The following is a 15,311-nucleotide window of genomic DNA, read 5'->3' as shown; positions in this document are numbered from 1 at the left end:
GGGTTACCGCCGCAACTCGAAACTGGTCTGGCCGACCTTGACGGGGGTGTCGAGTGGGATCTGCGTCGGGACGCTCACGCGCTTGCCGGCGAGGAAGGTGCCGTTGGTGGAGTCGAGGTCCTGGACCATCCACTCGTCGTTCCAGAGCATGAGGCGCGCGTGATGCGTGGACGTGTAGTCGTCGCGGATGATGAGGCCGGAGTCCGCTGAGCGGCCGATGGTGATCGGCTCGCGGCCGAGCGGGAGCTCGGTGCCCTGCTTGGGACCGGACACGATGACGAGGCGCGAGGTGTTGTCGACCGTGGCGCGTGGAGGCGTGCCGCTCGATCCTCCGGCAGCGGGCCGACTGGGTGCCGGGGCGGTCGCGGCGCGCATCGGCTGCGGCGGGGTGGCCGGAGCACCGTTCGACGACTGCTGCTGCGGCTTCCGGACACGTGGTCCGAAGAGATCGGTGCGGAGGGCGTAGACGATGCCGAAGACGAACGTCCAGAGCAGGAGCAGGAAGCCGATGCGGAGGACCAGCAGGGTCAGTTCGCTCACGCGCCGTCCCCCCAGGAGTCGCCGAAGGACGACACATCGTGACGTCGGGTCGCATCGCTCATCTGGCGATCGGATCCGCCGGCCTTGGCGACCACCCTGAACACGATCCTGGTGCGGCCGATCTCGATGACGGAGTCGGGGGAGAGGGCCGCCTGGCGGAAGGGCTGGCCGTTGAGCTTCGAACCGTTCGTCGAGCCGAGGTCGCGCGCCTGACCGGCGTTGCCGTCCCAGAGGATCTCGACGTGCTTCCGTGAGGTGCCGGTGTCGGGGATCGTGATGTCGGCCTCGGCACCGCGGCCGATGACCGTGCGGGCCTGCGTGATCGGATAGCGCTTGCCGCCGATGTCGAGCACAGGCGCCCAGGTGACGGAGCCCTTGAGGTTGACGCTGTCGATCTGGACGAGGCCGTCGGGGAGGGAGCGGTCGCCGGAGAGCTTGATGGTCACGGCCCCGGGGAAGGAGTAGCCCTGGCTCTTGGCGTGCTTCTGGACGAGCGAACCGAGCTCGTCGATGAGGGAGGGACCGATGGCGTCCATGCGCTCGAAGTCGGTGGGCGACATGCGGACGGTGAACTTGTTCGGCACGAGGATGCGGTCGCGGGACACGACGGCGGCCTTGGTGTCGAGCTCGCGTCGGAGCGCGCTCGTGATCTCGACCGGCTGGAGTCCGGACTTGAAGGTCTTCGCGAAGGCGCCGTTGACGGCGCGCTCGAGTCCCTTCTCGAAGTTGTCCAGAATGCCCACGGTCTCTCGATTCGTGTCGGTGTCCAGGCAATGTTAGACGGTTTGCCTGCACACGAGGCCAATCGACGCGGGCGCCGACGCCAGGTGTTCACCCGCTCGGCAGCAGGAGATCAGCATCGGCACCGGACCGTCGGGGCCGTTTCGTCCTGCTCTGGCGCGGATCTCCGGTGTTCTGCCACCCGGGCTCCGCGTGCTATCCTCGATAAGTTGCCGCGAGAGCGGTGACGTCTGGTGTCTCGCGCGAGTGGCGGAATTGGCAGACGCGCTGGCTTCAGGTGCCAGTGCTCGAAAGGGCGTGCGGGTTCAAGTCCCGCCTCGCGCACCAGTGGATGTGACACGAAGGCCCCCGAGGAATCGGGGGCCTTCGTCGTTGTCGGCGTCGATCGACGAATCGGTTCTCGGTGTTCGTGGAGCCAGGGGCGCCCGTCGCGCGTTGACAAGGTCACTTGACACGTCGTCGTGTGACAAGCATGCTTGACCTATGTCAGGTTTCCTTGTCACCGCGGATCGCGGACCCGAGGTGTGCGGCTGATGGCGGCGCTCACCGAGCGCGCGGGGCGCGGTGGCGCCGCGTTTCGGCGGCTGGCGTCGATGAGCGCTCGCGACGTGCTCAGGAACCCGCTCACCGGGATCTCGATGTGGTTCATGACCGGCATCGTCCTCGTGATCTACGTCTCCATGTGGCTCGCGTTCGTCGTCCTGGGCCCCGCTCCGGTCGTCGCGCTGGACACGGACGACCCGGGAGTCCCGTCGGCTCTGGAGCGGGCCGGTGTGCGGTTGGTCACCGACGACGCCCCCGATCGGAACACGCGGGTGACCGTGCACGAAGGGAGCGCCCTGGTCGTGCTCGACGCTGCCGACCAGGCTGCGTGGGACCCGATCTGGCGGGGGCTGCGCGACGCAGGCGTCCCTGCGCACGACGTGACGGTGACGGATGACGAGGGCGACGTGAAGATCGACCCGCTCCAGGAGAACCTCGGGATCGTGGTCCTGGTCGGGGTCGCGAGCCTGGCGTTCGTCGGGACGACCGTCCCGCTCGTGGCGATGCGGGAGCGCGGGCTGCTCCGGCTGCTCGGTGTGACGCCGCTCCGCCGATCGACCTTCCTCCTCGCGCAGCTCCCCTTGCGTGCGCTGGTGGCGGTGGGCATCCTGGTGCTGACGACCGGGATCGCCGTCTGGCGCAGGTACGTCGACGGTGTGGACCTCCTCGCCCTGGGGGTCTCGTTCCTCCTCGGGGCGGCGATGCTGTTCGCTCTGGCGTTGGTGTTCGCCACCCGATCGCGGAACGCCGAGGCGATACAACAGACGATGGTGATGGTGACGATCGGGCTCGTGTTCGCGTCGGGTGGGCTCCTGCCGCAGTCCATCCTCCCTGCCGCCGTGCAGGTCGCCATGGACTGCCTGCCGACCACCTGGTTCGCCGTCGCCGCGAGTGCCTCACTGACCGGGGCCGAACCGTTCCTCCCCGTCCCCGCGCTCTGGGGGCTCATGTCGCTCATCACCGTCGCAGCAGGCGTGCTCGCCGTGCGGTGGTTCGAGTGGGATCAGTCCGAGCGCGACGGGCGGACGACCACGACGTCCGACAAGCAACGAGAGGTGGCTGCATGAACGAGCACACGACACGGGGATCGACGCCGCAGGAGCGTCGCGCGTCCCGCAGATACATGTTGGAGATCGCGGCCGGTGCCGTCGGGTTCCTCGTGACGTTCCTCTTCCTACCGGAACTGTTCCCCACCGAGCCGGGATCGCCCGCAGCCGTCGTGGTCGCGCTCGTCCCGCTCGTGCCGGTGGTGTGGATCGCGATCGCACTCATCCGGCACGTGCGTCGCGTTGACGAACTGCAGCGTGGAGTGATCGTGCTGAGTCTCGCCATCGGGTTCGGTGCGGCGATGCTGATCAGTCTCGCGGTCGTGTTCCTGTCGACCGCCGGTGTCGTCGTCCCCCAGCCGGAATGGTGGGTGTTCATCGGCGGGATGGCGGTCTGGGGCGTGTCCATCGGTGTCGTCTCCTTCCGGGCCACCCGATGAAGAACGACGTTCGCGCCCTGCGCACTGAACGCGGGTGGACCCAGGTCCAGTTCGCTGAAGCACTCGGCGTCTCCAGGCAGACGGTGAACGCACTCGAGACCGGGCGCTACGACCCGTCCCTGCCGTTGGCTTTCCGGGTCTCCGCACTGCTCTCCCGCCCGATCGAGGACATCTTCTTCCCGGGTGAACACGATGCCCCGCCGTCTGGAGGACGACGATGAACGGACCGGACCGAGTGGTCGTCACCGTCGAGCGGCTCGGCAAACGCTACGGCGACCGCAGCGTCCTGCGCGACGTCTCCCTCCGGGTCCGCGCGGGCGAGGTGTTCGGACTGCTGGGACCGAACGGTGCCGGGAAGACCACCACACTCGAGACCATCGTCGGTCTCCGCCGTCCCACCGACGGAACCGTGCGGGTGCTCGGACGAGACCCGGCGATCGACCGCCGGTACGTGACCGAGCGGATGGCGGTGCAGCCGCAGGCCGCCACCCTGTTCCCGACGCTCACGGTCGCGGAGACGCTCGACCTCTTCGCGTCGTTCTACCGCGACGCGCGGCGCCCCGAGGAGGTCTTGGACGAGCTCGATCTGCGGGAGGCGCGGCGCGTGCGCGTGAAGCACCTCTCGGGCGGCCAGGAGCGTCGCCTGCTGATCGCCATCGCGTTGATCGGCGATCCCGAGATCGTCGTCCTCGACGAGCCGTCGGCCGGACTCGACCCGCAGGCCCGACGGAACCTCTGGGACATCATCCGGCGCCAGCAGGAACGCGGGACCACGATCCTGCTCTCGACGCACCACATGGACGAGGCCACCCAGGTCTGCGACCGGATCGCCGTCCTCGTGAACGGCTCGATCGCCGCCTCGGGGGAGCCTGAGACCCTGGTCAGGGAACACGCCGCCACGGCCACGGTGACTTTCGAGGTCCCCGGCCCGACCACCGCGGACGAGCTGCGTTCCCACGACCTCCCCGGCGAGATCACCGTGACGGCGAAGGGCGACGTCAGCCTGGTCGGGATCGTGACCGACGACCCCGACGCCGTGCTGCGCCGACTCACCTTCTCCGCCGGTCTCAGACCGCGCGGGTTCCGAGTGGCGCACGGATCACTCGAGGACCTCTTCATCGATCTCGCGAACCGGCCGATGTCAGCAACCACGGGCGACCCGGCCCACAGCCCATGAGCACGACGCATGCGTTCCCGGCGCAGGTGCGGAGCTTCGCCGCGGCCCACGCGCGTGACCTCGTCCGGGACCCGCGCTCGGTCATCGCGCTCGTGGCGAGTTTCCTGGCCTTGATCGCACTGCTCTGGGGTGTGGACGCCCTCGTGGCGACGGCGTCCGGCGCGCCTGCCGGTGTGCTGGAGCGTGGCCTCCCGCTCGTTTCGAGCACGGGATCGATGGCGATCGCGTTCATGCTCACCACGGTGCCGCTGGTCCGGCATCGCAGCACGGGCCTGCTGCGGGCGCTGTCGACCTCGCCGGCCCGTCGCGACGCCTATCTGCTCGGACATCTGCCGATCCGCGTGGGGTTGGTCGTCGTCGAGGCTGCGGCGATCATCGCCCTGGCCGCCTGGACGGTGCCGACCCGTCCACTCTCCGACCTCATCGCGATCGCCGGCACGATCCTGCTCGGTGGCGCGATGCTGCTCGGCTTCGGCTACCTCCTCGCGGCGCGGTTGTCGAACCCGGACATCGCCATGCAACTCGCGTACCTGCTGCCGATGCTCGCTCTCGCCACATCCGGGGCGCTCTTCCCGCTCGCGGTCCTTCCGGAGTGGGTCGCCGGTCTCTTCCGGCTCCTGCCCACGACCTGGATCGTCGGCGCACTCGAGGCGATCATCTCCCAGGGCCCTCAGCCCGTGCCGCTCGCGGTGGTCTGGAGTCTGATGGCGGCGTGCGCGGTCGTGTCGGGTCTCGCGGCCGCTCGTCTCCACCGATGGAACGCCGGCTGATCGGGGGAGCTGCGGTCCGCCGCGTCAGTCCCGACGCGGGGGTGCCGTCGAATCGCGCACGATGAGCTGCGAGTCGAGACTGGCGACCGAACGGGGCGAGCGTCGCGAAGCCGAGGCCCTCGTCCTGGCCGCCCGGTCGGCCGCGAGCTGAGCTGCCCGCGCGACGATAGGGTGAGGACCCGTGACGGCCGCCCTTCCCCCTGAGCATCGCGAGACGACGCCCCGCGGGGTCCTCGTCTCCGTCGTCGCCTCATTCCTGTTCGCGGCGCTGTTCTTCCTGCCACCCCTGCTGGAGCCGTTCGGGGCGAACGAGATCTTCGCCTGGCGCGTGATCGCGACGGTGCCGGTGCTGGCGACGCTCATCGCGGTGTTCGGGTGGTGGCGGGAGGTCCGGGACATCGCGGTCCGTCTCGCGCGTCGTCCGATCCTCGTCCTCGTGGTCGTGCTCGACGGGCTCCTGTTGTCCCTGCAGCTGTGGCTCTTCGGTTGGGCACCGCAGACGGGGCACGGGCTCGAACTCGCACTCGGCTACCTCCTGATGCCGCTGGCGATGGTCGTGGTCGGCGTCGTCCTGCACCGGGAGCGACTCGCGCCGCTCCGGAGGGCGGCTGTGGCCGCAGCCGCCCTCGGCGTCACCGCCGCGATCGTCGTGGCCGGTGGGCTGTCCTGGGCGACCATCGCGGTCGCGGTCGGCTACCCGGTGTACTTCGCGATCCGGCGCCGAGCCGGGCTCGACTCCATCGGTGCGTTCTGCTTCGAGCTGGCGGTCCTCGTCCCCGTCGCGATCGTGCTGGCGTTGCAACCGTCCTCACTCGCCGTCCTCGCCGCGCACCCGCAGCTGGGCTGGGGGATCGTGCTCCTCGGGGTGATCGGTGGTGTCGCCCTCGTGCTGTACCTCGTCGCGAGTCGCCTACTGTCGTTCGGCGTCTTCGGGCTGCTCAGCTACCTGGAACCGGTGCTGCTCGTCCTCGTGGCGGTCCTGCTCCTCGGCGAATCACTGACGGTCGCCGACGGGTTCGTCTACGGCCCGATCGTCGTGGCCCTCATGCTCCTGGGGCTCGAGACCGTGCGACGCCCGTCGCGCTGATCGTCCACCTGCAGCCCGGCGCGTCGCCGCGAACCTGTGAAGTCAAGCCTCGAGACGCGTTCCGCGAGCGCGCCTAGCCTGATGGCATGGTTACGAAGCATGCTCCAGCAGTGTCGCTCGAGTCGCCGTTTCCTCCAGCGCGAGACTCGTCCGAACGGCACCACGTCGTCCCGATCGGTGCCCGGCAATGGCGGATCTCGAACGACGCCGATCCCTCCTCACCCGAATGTTGTCTCGCGTACGTCGAGGCACAGGGCACCGGCTACGACGTCCTCATCGTCGCGCCCAGCCCGCCCGAATGGCTGCATGTGGACACCTTCGACGAGGCCAAGCGCGCCGCGATCCGACGGCCGTCACCGCAGCTCTGAGTCGCTCCGCCGGCGTTCATTCGCCCATGGTTGGGCGAATGAACGCCGGTTCGCCCAAGCATGGGCGAACGAACGGGCTCAGACGCTCCCGCGACGCACGATCGACGTGGGGACGAACGAGCCGACAGGCGAGATCGTCTCGCCCCGCAACTGCGCGAGCAGCACCTCGGCCGCGCGCTGACCGACGGCCGCCGCCGGCTGGTGGACCGTGGTGAGGGGCGGGTGGCAACGGAGCGCCCACGCCGAATCGTCGAAGCCGACGACCGACACGTCCTCCGGCACATTCCGCCCTGCCGCACGGAGGGCTTCGAGCGCTCCGGCCGCGACGGCGTCCGAGGCCGCGAAGACGCCGTCGACGGCCGGCTCCCGGCGGAGCAGCTCCACCATCCCGGCGAAGCCGTCCTGGTGCGAGTAGAGCGGGACCTCCACGACGAGTCGTTCGTCGAAGCGGTCGCCGAGCGCATCGCGGAATCCGGCCAGTCGGTCGGAGCCGGAGTCCCGGTCGAGGGCTGCGGCGATCATGCCGATGTGCTGTCGACCGGCGCCGATCAGCTCACCGGTGATGTCGACCGATGCCGCCCGGTTGTCGATCCCGACGAACGGGAGCTCACGGAGGTCGGGCGGGTGGCCGACGAAGGTCGCGGGGAGACCGAGGCGCTCGATGACGCGCGTGATCGGGTCGTTCTGGCGGGCGGAGACCATGATCACCCCGTCGACGAAGCCGCCCGAGAGGTACCGGGTGATGCGGTCGGTGTCGCGCTCGGAGTCGACGACCAGGCAGACGAGCTGGTGGTCGGCCTGTGACAGGGCCTCGTTCGCCCCGAGCAGGATGTTGCCGATGTTGGGGTCGTCGACGAACAGGCTGTGCGGCTCGTGGACGACGAATCCGACGGCCTGGGTGCGCTGCATGACGAGGTTCCGGGCGGCCGTGTTCGGCACGTAGCCGACCTTCTCGATGGCGGCCTCGATGGCCTCGCGCGCTTCGGCCGACACGTAGCGCTCGCCGTTGACGACCCGGCTGACCGTGCCTCGGGAGACGCCGGCCTCGACGGCGACATCGTGCACCGTCGCTCGTTTGCGTCGGGTCGGCGGAGGGGTCACGGCTCCACCCTAGCGCCGGTCCGGGCGGCCTTCGGCGGGCTCCGTGTTGACAGATTCCGAAACGCACGCCTACTCTGTGTACGTTCACAGACTCTCAACGTGGAGTTGTCGCTCTTCGATCTGTGCACGTTCACAGATCGCGGAAGGCACCATGAGCACGACCCCCACGTTCAGCCACGACGGCATCGCCTACGGCTGCGACTACAACCCCGAGCAGTGGGATCGGTCCGTCTGGCGCGAAGACGTCGCGCTCATGCAGGAGGCGGGCGTCGACCTCGTCGCCCTCAACATCTTCGGCTGGTCGCACCTCGAGCCACGGCCGGGCGAGTTCGACTTCGCCGGGCTCGACGAGATCCTCGACCTGCTCCACGAGGCCGGCATCCGGGTCAACCTCGGAACCGGCACCGCATCGGCCCCACCGTGGCTGACGTTCCGGCACCCGGAGATCCTCCCCGAGACCGAGGACGGGACGACCCGCTTCCCTGGCGGTCGCCAGGCCTGGTGCCCGTCGTCCGCGGTCTTCCGTCGCTACGCCCTCGAACTCGTGGAGCGCGTCTCCAAGCGCTACGGCGCACACCCCGCCGTCGAGCTCTGGCACGTGTCGAACGAACTCGGCTGCCACAACGCGCTCTGCTACGACGACGAGAGCGCCGAGGCATTCCGAGGCTGGCTCCGCGCCCGCTACGAGACGATCGAGCGTCTGAACATCGCGTGGGGCACGTCGTTCTGGAGCCAGCAGTACAGCGACTTCGCCGAGATCCTGCCGCCGCGCCTGACCCTGTCGAGCCGGAACCCGAGCCAGGTCATCGACTTCCACCGCTTCTCCTCCGACGAGCTCCTCGGCTATTACCGGGCCGAGCTCGAGGTCCTGCGCCGTCACAGCTCGGTGCCCGTCACGACCAACTTCATGGTCACCGCGCACATCCGGAACCTCGACTACTGGCGGTGGGCGCCCGAGATGGACGTCGTCGCCAACGACCACTACCTCGACAACCGCCTCGCGGACCCCACGGCCGAACTCGCGTTCGCGAGCGACCTCACGCGCGGTCTCGCCGGGGGCGGCGCCTGGTTGCTCATGGAGCAGTCCACCGGTGCGGTCAACTGGCAGCCGCAGAACCTCGCGAAGGCACCGGGCGAGATGACCCGGAACTCCCTCACGCACGTCGCGAAGGGCGCGGAGGCGATCTGCTTCTTCCAGTGGCGCGCGTCACTGCAGGGCTCGGAGAAGTTCCACTCGGCCCTCCTGCCGCACGCGGGCACCGACTCCGACGTGTGGCGCGAGGTCGTCGAGCTGGGCGGCACGCTCGACCGACTCGACGAGATCACCGGCACGCGCGTCCAGGCCGATGTCGCCCTCCTCTTCTCCTGGGAGAACTGGTGGGCCGCCGACGGCGAGAGCCGCCCGACCCACGCGATCGACCACCTCTCGCAGGTCCACGCGGTCCACGCGTCGCTGCGTCGTCTGGGTCACACCGTCGACGTCGTGCGTCCGGGCGCCGACCTCTCCGCCTACCGGCTCGTCGTCGTCCCGAACCTGTACCTGGTGCGCGACAGCGAGGCCGCGGTCGTCTCGGACTTCGTCGCAGCCGGTGGGCACGCCGTCGTCACGTTCTTCAGTGGGATCGCCGACGAGGAGGACCGGGTCCGCCCCGGCGGCTACCCCGGTGCGTTCCGTGACCTGCTCGGCGTCAACGTCGAGGAGTTCGCCCCCGTCCTCCCCGGCCAGGTGCTGACGCTCGCGTCGGGCCGGACTGCGACGGCCTGGTCCGAGCGGTCCCGCGTCCGCGGTGCCGAGGTCGTCGACTCCTTCGCCGACGGCCCGTCGATCGGTCGCCCGGCCATCACGCGCAATCGCATCGCGGGTGGCGGTGACGCCTGGTACCTCGCGACGAACCTGGATGCCGTCGCGCTCGACGAGGTGCTCCGCGACGCAGCCGCGGGGGCCGGGGCGCTGCCACAGGGTGATCCGGACCAGCCTGGCCTCGAGGTCATCCGCCGCGCCGACGAGGGTCGGAGCTACCTCTTCCTCATCAACCACTCGACGAACGATGTCGAGCTGCCGGCCAGCGGGCGCGAGCTCGTCACCGGCGAACCCGTCGACTCCATCGCACGCGTGCCAGCCGGCACCGTGCGCGTCATCAGAGAGGACCGCACGCGATGAGCGTCAACATCGAGACGGCCGAGGCGACGTCGCCACGGCCCGTCCGCCCGCCGAGGGCGGCCAAGCTGCCGAAGGCGGTGGTGCAGCACAAGCGGGCGATCGCCATCTTCATCGTCCCGTTCGCCGTGCTGTTCGCGCTGTTCTACCTCGTGCCGATCGGGTACGCGGTCTACCAGTCACTGCTCGTGATCGAGCGTGACGGCACCTTCGGTCAGGCCCGGGAGGTGTTCGGCGGACTGGCGCAATACGTGCAGGTCTTCCAGAACGGCCCGTTCTGGCAGTCCGTCGGACGGGTGCTCCTGTTCGGCGTCGTCCAGGTGCCGGTGATGCTCGGGCTCGCGCTCCTCTTCGCGCTGCTGCTCGACTCACCGCTCCTGCGGGGCAAGCGGTTCTTCCGTCTCGCGTTCTTCGTCCCGTACGCGGTGCCCGGCGTGATCGCCGCCATCATGTGGGGCTTCCTCTACTCGCCGAACCTGTCGCCGTTCACCGCTATCACGCAGAACGTGGACTTCCTCTCGGCCGATCTCGTGCTCTGGGCCATCGCGAACGTCGTCACCTGGGTGTTCGTCGGCTACAACATGCTCATCATCTACTCCTCGCTGCTCTCCATCCCGACGGAGATCTACGAGGCCGCCCGGCTCGACGGCGCCGGTCAGGCGCGCATCGCCTGGTCGATCAAGATCCCGCTCGTGATGCCGGCGATCGTGCTCACGGCGATCTTCTCGATCATCGGCACGCTGCAGCTCCTCGCCGAGCCGCAGGTGTTCCGCACCTTCAGCTCAGCCGTCAGCAGCACCTTCACCCCGAACCTCACCGTCTACACCACCTCGTCCATCCCGAACGTGAACCTCGCAGCCGCCTTCTCGGTCGTGCTCGCGCTGGCGACCTTCGTCCTCTCCTTCGGGTTCCTGAAGTTCACGCAGCGAAAGGAAGGCAAATGACCGCCATCCTGTCCACCGGCCGCGGCCCGCAGGAGAGCCGCCTGTCGCGCGCCGGCGCGCTCATCGTGATGCTCGTCTTCACGCTCTACTTCCTCATCCCCATCTGGTGGCTGTTCATCGCCTCGACGAAGTCGTCAGCGCAGTTCGGCAACTCGGCTCCGCTCTGGTTCGCGGACTTCAACCTGTTCGACAACATCGGCCAGCTCGTCGCCTACCGCGACGGCGTCTACCTCAAGTGGATGCTGAACTCGGTGCTGTACGCCGGCCTCGGCGCACTGCTCGGCACGCTCTTCGCGGCCATGTGCGGCTACGCCCTCGCGAAGTACCGGTTCCCGGGACGCGACCTGATCTTTAACGTCGTCCTCGGCGGTGTGCTCGTCCCCGCGACCGCGCTCGCGCTCCCGCTGTTCCTCATCTTCAGCCAGGTGGGCCTCACGAACACGTTCTGGGCGGTCTTCCTGCCCTCGCTGGTGAGCCCCTTCGGTGTCTACCTGACGCGGATCTTCGCGGCGTCGAGCGTGCCCGAGGAACTCCTCGAGGCATCGCGTCTCGACGGTGCCGGTGAGATCCGGACCTTCTTCACCATCTCCGTACGCCTCATGTTCCCGGCGCTCGTCACCGTGTTCCTCTTCCAGTTCGTCGCCATCTGGAACAACTTCTTCCTGCCGCTCATCATGCTCCGCGACGAAGCCCTGTTCCCGGTCACCCTCGGGCTCTACTCGTGGAACTCGCAGGTCAACCAGATTCCCGAGCTTCGCCTCTACGTCCTCGTCGGCGCATTCCTGTCGATCATCCCGCTCGTCATCACCTTCCTCCTGCTCCAGCGGTTCTGGCGCTCCGGCCTCGGCGCCGGCGCCGTGAAGTAGTCGGACCGACCAGCAGGCATCTTCTCCATCCCGCACCAACACCCATCCCACACCATTCACAGAAGAACGGATTCGCTATGAACCTCAAGAGAACAGCGGTCGCCGCAGCGGTGCTGTCGGCCGTCGTCCTGAGCGGCTGCTCCTCCACCGGGTCGGAGGGCGGCAGTGCTGCTGCCTCCTGCGCCCCGGCCGAGGGCAAGGTCGACCTCAGCTTCACCTCCTGGATCCCCGGTATCGAAGAGGTCGTCGACGTCTGGAACAAGGAGAACCCCGACATCCAGGTCAAGGTCCAGACCGGCCCGAACGGCAACAGCGGTACGTACCAGAACTTCTTCAACCAGCTGAAGGCCGGCAACGCCCCCGACCTCGGCCAGATCGAGTACGACGCCCTCCCGAACTTCCGCGTGCAGAACGGCCTCATGGACCTCGGTGCGTGCGACGACGTCATGGCCGCCAAGGACGACTTCGTCGACTGGACCTGGGGACAGGTCTCGCTCGGTGAGTCCGACTCGGTCTACGCCGTCCCGCAGGACTCCGGCCCGATGGCCATGTTCTACCGCGCGGACCTGTTCGAGCAGAACGGGATCGCCATCCCGACGACGTGGGCGGAGTACAAGGAGGCCGCCAAGAAGGTCCGCGCCACCGGTGCCTACATCACCAACTTCTCGCAGGGTGACATCAACCAGTTCGCCGGCTTCGTCTGGCAGGCCGGCGGCAGCTGGTTCGACAACGACGGCTCCGACTGGACCGTCGACCTGACCGACCCCGCCTCCAAGAAGGTCGCCGACTACTGGCAGGACCTGATCGACGAGGACCTCGTCTCGACCGTCCCCACCTGGACGACCGAGTGGGACAACGCGTACAACTCCAGCGCCGCCTGGACCTGGAACTCCGCCGTCTGGGGCGCGAACTCCATCGCGTCGGGTGCTCCCGACACCGCCGGCAAGTGGGCCGTCGCGAAGGCTCCGCAGTGGGAGGCCGGCGATTCCGCGGCAGGCAACTGGGGCGGTTCCTCGACCGCCGTCTTCACCGGTTCCAAGCACCCCTATGAGGCGTCGAAGTTCGCGCTGTGGCTGAACACCTCGGACGAGGCGCTCACCATGCTCAACACGAGCGCCAACATCTACCCGGCGACGAAGGAGGGCCTGAACCTGCCCGTCCTCAAGGAGGGCGTCGACTTCTACGGCGGCCAGCCGATCTACGATGTCTTCGCGGAGGCTTCCTCCGAGGTGTCGGAGGACTTCGCCTGGGGTCCGACGATGACGCAGACGTACAACGACGTGTCCGACGGCTTCAAGGCTGCGGTCTCCGGCGACGGAACCCTGCTCGACGCCCTCACCAAGGGCCAGTCGGCGACGATCGACGCCCTCAAGGCGCAGTCCATCCCCGTCAAGGAGTGACAGAGCAGTGATCCACCACCTTCGTGCCGCGGGCGTCAGCCTGATCGTCGACGCCCGCGGCACGGAGGTGCCCACCATCCTCCACTGGGGAGCCGATGTCGGCGAACTCGCCACCGACTCCCTCACCGCCCTCGCCGACGGGCTGACGCCGGCGATCCCGCCCTCGTCCATCGATGCCCCGCCGCGCCTCAGCCTGCTGCCCACCGTGTTCGACGGCTGGAGCGGCCGCCCGGGTGTCGGCGTGCACCGGCCGGGCGGAGCCGATGCGTCGAACCTGCTCGCGCTGCGGCTGATCGACCAGCAGGCCACCGACACCTCACTGATCCTGACGACGTCCGACGAGCGCGCCGCGGTGACGATCGTCTCGACGATCGAGTTGACCCCCCAGGGTGTGCTCCGCGTCCGGCACACGGTGCGGAACGACGCCGAGGTCGACCGACCCCTCGCCGTCGACGCCCTCGCCGTCGTGCTCCCGCTTCCCGACCGCGCCACGGAACTCCTCGACTTCACCGGTCTCTGGACGCACGAGCGCACGCCGCAGCGCCACCGCCTCGGGCAGGGCGCCTGGACGCGCGAACACCGTCACGGACGGCCCGGTCACGACGACGCGTTCCTGTCCGTCGCGGGCGCACCCGGCTTCGACTTCCGCTGCGGCGAGGTGTGGGCGACCCACCTCGCATGGAGCGGCGACAAGGTGATCTGGAGCGAGCGCTCGCCACTCGGTCCCGTGGTCACCGGCTCCGGTGAACTCCTCGCGCCCGGTGAAGTCACGCTGGCACCGGGGGACACCTACGAGTCGCCGTGGACGGTCGCCGTCTACTCCGACGCGGGTCTCGACGGCGTCTCCGCGCGACTGCACCCCTGGATCCGCTCGTGGAGCACGATCACGAAGCCCCGCCCGGTGGTGCTGAACACCTGGGAGGCCGTGTACTTCGACCACGACCTGCCGACACTGCTCACCCTCGTGGAGCAGGCCAAGCGCGTCGGTGTCGAGCGGTTCGTCCTGGACGACGGCTGGTTCACCGGTCGCACGGACGACCGCCGCGCGCTGGGCGACTGGTTCGTCGACCCGGAACGCTGGGCCGAGGGGCTGTCGCCGCTCATCGACGCGGTCACCGGTGGCGGCATGGACTTCGGACTGTGGGTCGAGCCGGAGATGGTGAACCCCGACTCCGAGCTCGCGCGTACCCACCCCGACTGGGTGCTGGGGCACCCGGACGCTCCCACCTGGCGCTTCCAACGGGTGCTCGACCTCGACAACCCGGACACCTTCGCCTACCTCCTCGGACGCCTCGACGCGTTGCTGACCGAGTACGACATCGCGTTCCTCAAGTGGGACCACAACCGCGACCTCCTCGGCGGCTCGGCGCACCGGCAGACGACGGCGCTCTACCGACTGCTCGACGAGGTGCGTGCCCTGCACCCCGGTGTCGACATCGAGTCGTGCGCCTCAGGTGGCGCGCGGATCGACCTCGGCATCCTCGAACGGGTCGAGCGGGTGTGGACGAGCGACACGAACGACCCGCTGGAGCGGCAGTCGATCCAGCGCTACACGGGGCTCGTCGTTCCACCGGAGTACCTCGGCGGTCATCTCGGTGCGGCCCATTCGCACACCACCTGGCGCACCTCGGACCTCTCGTTCCGCCTCGCCACAGCCCTCTTCGGGAGCGCTGGCATCGAGTGGAACCTCAACGAGGCGAGTGAGCCGGAACTCGAGCTGATCGCGACCTGGATCGCGCACTACAAGCGCCTCCGCCCGCTGCTGCACACGGGCGAGATCGTCCGCATGGACAGCGCCGACCCGGCACTGCACGCGCACGGGGTGATCGCCCAGGACCGCTCGTCCGCGATCGTCGCGCAGGTGGCGCTCGCCGCACCGCTGACGGCGATCCCCGCGCGGCTGCGCGTGCCCGGCCTCGATCCCGAGCGTCGCTATCGGGTCCGCCCGCTCGACCTCGGTGCGCCCGCCCGGTCGATCCAGGACGTACCGCCCCGGTGGTTGGTCGAGGGCTCGGTCGTGCTCACCGGCCGTGCGCTGGCCGAGGTCGGGATCGCGATGCCGCTCCTCGCTCCCGAGCAGGCGCAGCTCTTCACCCTCGACGCGGAGTAGCCGCCGCGTTCATTCGCCCA

At 68.9% G+C, this 15,311-nt stretch carries 15 protein-coding genes and 1 tRNA gene; 13 read left to right on the top strand and 3 right to left on the bottom strand.

Annotation, left to right across the window (positions count from 1 at the left end):
* Positions 1 to 3: 3 nt before the first annotated feature.
* Together QRN44_RS17280 and QRN44_RS17275 are read right to left on the bottom strand one after the other, a co-directional pair.
* A complete protein-coding gene (locus QRN44_RS17280) occupies positions 4 to 540 on the bottom strand; it encodes an FHA domain-containing protein FhaB/FipA (protein ID WP_064294019.1) in 537 nt (178 codons plus the stop codon).
* The gene (locus QRN44_RS17275) at positions 537 to 1,283 is read right to left on the bottom strand and encodes an FHA domain-containing protein (protein ID WP_064294018.1); all 747 of its coding nucleotides are present in this window, start codon (positions 1,281 to 1,283) and stop codon (positions 537 to 539) included. Before QRN44_RS17275 ends, QRN44_RS17280 begins: the two co-directional genes overlap by 4 nt.
* Positions 1,284 to 1,521: 238 nt before the next feature.
* On the opposite strand from QRN44_RS17275, the gene QRN44_RS17270 reads away from it, so the two are divergent.
* From QRN44_RS17270 to QRN44_RS17235, 8 genes are all read left to right on the top strand, one after another.
* A tRNA-Leu gene (locus tag QRN44_RS17270) sits at positions 1,522 to 1,608 on the top strand.
* Between the two features lie 266 nt (positions 1,609 to 1,874).
* A complete protein-coding gene (locus QRN44_RS17265; protein ID WP_285039772.1) occupies positions 1,875 to 2,891 on the top strand; it encodes an ABC transporter permease in 1,017 nt (338 codons plus the stop codon).
* Positions 2,888 to 3,310, top strand: a complete 423-nt coding sequence (locus QRN44_RS17260) for a hypothetical protein (protein ID WP_285039771.1) — start codon at positions 2,888 to 2,890, stop codon at positions 3,308 to 3,310. Before QRN44_RS17265 ends, QRN44_RS17260 begins: the two co-directional genes overlap by 4 nt.
* Positions 3,307 to 3,531 carry a helix-turn-helix transcriptional regulator gene (locus tag QRN44_RS17255; protein ID WP_175116614.1) on the top strand — a complete coding sequence of 75 codons (225 nt, stop codon included), beginning with the start codon at positions 3,307 to 3,309 and terminating at the stop codon, positions 3,529 to 3,531. The genes QRN44_RS17260 and QRN44_RS17255 overlap by 4 nt, the downstream gene beginning before the upstream one ends.
* Positions 3,528 to 4,487 carry an ABC transporter ATP-binding protein gene (locus QRN44_RS17250; RefSeq protein WP_285039770.1) on the top strand — a complete coding sequence of 320 codons (960 nt, stop codon included), beginning with the start codon at positions 3,528 to 3,530 and terminating at the stop codon, positions 4,485 to 4,487. The genes QRN44_RS17255 and QRN44_RS17250 overlap by 4 nt, the downstream gene beginning before the upstream one ends.
* Positions 4,484 to 5,257 carry an ABC transporter permease gene (locus QRN44_RS17245; RefSeq protein WP_285039769.1) on the top strand — a complete coding sequence of 258 codons (774 nt, stop codon included), beginning with the start codon at positions 4,484 to 4,486 and terminating at the stop codon, positions 5,255 to 5,257. Before QRN44_RS17250 ends, QRN44_RS17245 begins: the two co-directional genes overlap by 4 nt.
* 181 nt (positions 5,258 to 5,438) lie before the next feature.
* Complete coding sequence (gene rarD / locus QRN44_RS17240) at positions 5,439 to 6,344, top strand: EamA family transporter RarD (RefSeq protein ID WP_285039767.1); 906 nt, start codon at positions 5,439 to 5,441, stop codon at positions 6,342 to 6,344.
* A gap of 86 nt (positions 6,345 to 6,430) precedes the next feature.
* The gene (locus tag QRN44_RS17235; RefSeq protein WP_139205469.1) at positions 6,431 to 6,712 is read left to right on the top strand and encodes a hypothetical protein; all 282 of its coding nucleotides are present in this window, start codon (positions 6,431 to 6,433) and stop codon (positions 6,710 to 6,712) included.
* A 78-nt stretch (positions 6,713 to 6,790) separates the two neighbouring features.
* Here the strand turns inward: QRN44_RS17235 and QRN44_RS17230 are convergent, their stop codons facing one another.
* On the bottom strand, positions 6,791 to 7,813 hold the full coding sequence (locus QRN44_RS17230; protein WP_121292840.1) for a LacI family DNA-binding transcriptional regulator: 1,023 nt from the start codon (positions 7,811 to 7,813) through the stop codon (positions 6,791 to 6,793).
* A 151-nt stretch (positions 7,814 to 7,964) separates the two neighbouring features.
* Between QRN44_RS17230 and QRN44_RS17225 the strand changes: the two genes are divergently transcribed.
* The 5 genes from QRN44_RS17225 (at position 7,965) to QRN44_RS17205 (ending at position 15,291) form a co-directional block, all read left to right on the top strand.
* Positions 7,965 to 9,974: a beta-galactosidase gene (locus QRN44_RS17225; protein WP_285039764.1), complete on the top strand. Its 2,010-nt coding sequence runs from the start codon at positions 7,965 to 7,967 to the stop codon at positions 9,972 to 9,974.
* The gene (locus QRN44_RS17220; protein ID WP_064294001.1) at positions 9,971 to 10,915 is read left to right on the top strand and encodes a carbohydrate ABC transporter permease; all 945 of its coding nucleotides are present in this window, start codon (positions 9,971 to 9,973) and stop codon (positions 10,913 to 10,915) included. Before QRN44_RS17225 ends, QRN44_RS17220 begins: the two co-directional genes overlap by 4 nt.
* A complete protein-coding gene (locus QRN44_RS17215) occupies positions 10,912 to 11,781 on the top strand; it encodes a carbohydrate ABC transporter permease (protein ID WP_079000402.1) in 870 nt (289 codons plus the stop codon). The genes QRN44_RS17220 and QRN44_RS17215 overlap by 4 nt, the downstream gene beginning before the upstream one ends.
* Positions 11,782 to 11,858: 77 nt before the next feature.
* Complete coding sequence (locus QRN44_RS17210) at positions 11,859 to 13,181, top strand: ABC transporter substrate-binding protein (RefSeq protein ID WP_079000404.1); 1,323 nt, start codon at positions 11,859 to 11,861, stop codon at positions 13,179 to 13,181.
* A 7-nt stretch (positions 13,182 to 13,188) separates the two neighbouring features.
* A complete protein-coding gene (locus tag QRN44_RS17205) occupies positions 13,189 to 15,291 on the top strand; it encodes an alpha-galactosidase (RefSeq protein WP_350310103.1) in 2,103 nt (700 codons plus the stop codon).
* The last annotated feature ends 20 nt before the right edge of the window (positions 15,292 to 15,311 follow it).

The sequence above is a fragment of the Plantibacter sp. lyk4-40-MEA-4 genome, from assembly GCF_030209415.1.
In the GTDB taxonomy this organism is placed as follows: Bacteria; Actinomycetota; Actinomycetes; order Actinomycetales; family Microbacteriaceae; genus Plantibacter; species Plantibacter flavus_A.
The sequence above is the reverse complement of the archived record's forward strand: the minus strand, read 5'-3'. Positions and strand labels throughout refer to the sequence as shown.